General features: G+C 30.9%; 2 protein-coding genes. Both read right to left on the bottom strand.

What is annotated here, in order from left to right; translation table 11 throughout:
• Positions 1-479 (bottom strand): ATP-binding protein (locus B2671_RS17250; RefSeq protein WP_346871525.1); only part of this gene is annotated, 479 nt, incomplete at its 3' end.
• A 5-nt stretch (positions 480-484) separates the two neighbouring features.
• Positions 485-1,663 (bottom strand): IS21 family transposase, encoded by a 1,179-nt coding sequence (istA, locus tag B2671_RS17245; protein WP_346871524.1) that lies wholly within the window; start codon positions 1,661-1,663, stop codon positions 485-487.
• Positions 1,664-1,844 lie beyond the last annotated feature (181 nt).

Below are 1,844 nucleotides of genomic sequence, written 5' to 3'. Positions count from 1 at the left end.
TATTTACTGTAATGCTTTAATCTTATCTCTAACCTATTTTCATGGTAAGCTTTTCTAAGATTCTGAATCAAATCGTGACAGGTTATAAAATATGTTAGTTGACGTTTCTTAGCTGCTTCAATACCAATGGCTGCCGCCAGGTGGGTTTTACCCACACATGGCGTGCCATAAAATAATATATTTTCTTTCTTTTCAATAAACCGTAATGTGCATAAATCTTTGATTTGAGATTTACTTACCGAAGGTTGAAAGTCGTAGTCATATTCATCATAACTCTTAACATAAGGAAAATTTGCAACACTTATTTGAATCTTTGAAGCCATTTCAGTTTTATACTCTATTTCCTTATCAGTAAGATGAACAATGGCTTCTAATACACTTATATTCTTTTGTGTTACAACATTTAAGTAAGTAGGAATATACGAATACATTTCATCTAGTTTTAGTTTTTCAAGATTGTTTAATAGTTTTGAATACAAATTATTCACTCTCCTATAATAATGTCCAGCATAGACATATTCTCATTAATAAACTCAGTAATTTCTCCATCTGATAAATGTTTGCAAGCGTCAGACTTCAAAATTTGATGCATATGATCAAATTTGTAATTAAAAGGTTTATCACTTATAGAGTGACAAACAATAAAATCGTTATTATAATAAATATTGATATTACCATCACCAATTTCGGTAATATTTAATTTTTTACCAATATATTTGGTTGGAACAGAGTATTTTTTACCCTTATACTTAATCATGGATTCTTTAGTAACCGTATATACTTTTTCCCAGGAGATATACGATAATAGCATGTCCATTAGTGGTAGAGGCTTGAGATACTCTTTTTCTTTTTCAAATCTCAGCAAAGGAACTTCGTTCGTAGCCTGAGATACTTCATTGTTTATTTCTTCATTAAATGATCTAACAATGTTTTCTAGTTCTGAATAACCTTCAAATTCTTCATTATATACTACCAAACGGTTAGTTAATTTTGCTAAAGATTCCGCTTTTCCCTTGGTTTGTGGCCTATATGCTCTACAAGCAATAGGCTTAAAGCCTAAGTCATTAGCAAAGTATTTAAATGTCTTATTAAATTCAACATTAGAAAAAGTAGATTTACTTCTATCAATCACAGTTTTCATATTATCAAATAGAATTTCATGGGGAATACCTTCAAAATACTTAAACGCCTCTATCATACATAAGAAAAGCGTAGCTTGAGTCCTATCAGTAGTTAAATGAAGGAATTTCATTCTAGCGTAACCTAACACCATCAAAAATATATTTACTTTTAACACCTCCCCATACTTACTAATCATCGTAAGTTCTTCTTTCCAATCCGCTTGGGCCTGTAAACCCGGGGCGGTTTCAAATCTAATTGTAGCCTTAATTATTTCTTCATTTTTATGGTTCTTAATGAATTCTGCAACAGTTGAATATTTACCGGAATAACCTTTCTTTTGAATAAACTTGTATGCTACCATAGCGGTAGCTCCATATGTATCAACTTTGTATTTTATTGTTGTCTTATAGTCGTCTAAAACAGACTTGTAGATACGGCTGAATTTCTTAGGCGCTATCTCTCCCCATTGAATTTTAAGATACCTATTCACTGTTCGCGGATCACAATTTAATCTTCTTGCCAACTCGCTCTTATTAATCAAATATCTCTCCTCCCTAGTATAAGAATAAATTTTATTCTCAATGTCTTTTCGCATTCTGCACCTTCTCTCTTAGTAAAATCAATTACATTATACGAAATACATAAAAAATAGAAATGCATAAAATCCTACATTTTCATGTTGAAATAATTACGCATTTCCATTATATAATTTACAACCACAT

Source organism: Clostridium sp. UBA5119 (assembly GCF_002414285.1).
Lineage (GTDB): Bacteria > Bacillota > Clostridia > Clostridiales > Clostridiaceae > Clostridium_J > Clostridium_J sulfidigenes.
This window is presented reverse-complemented; position numbering and strand designations above follow the sequence as displayed.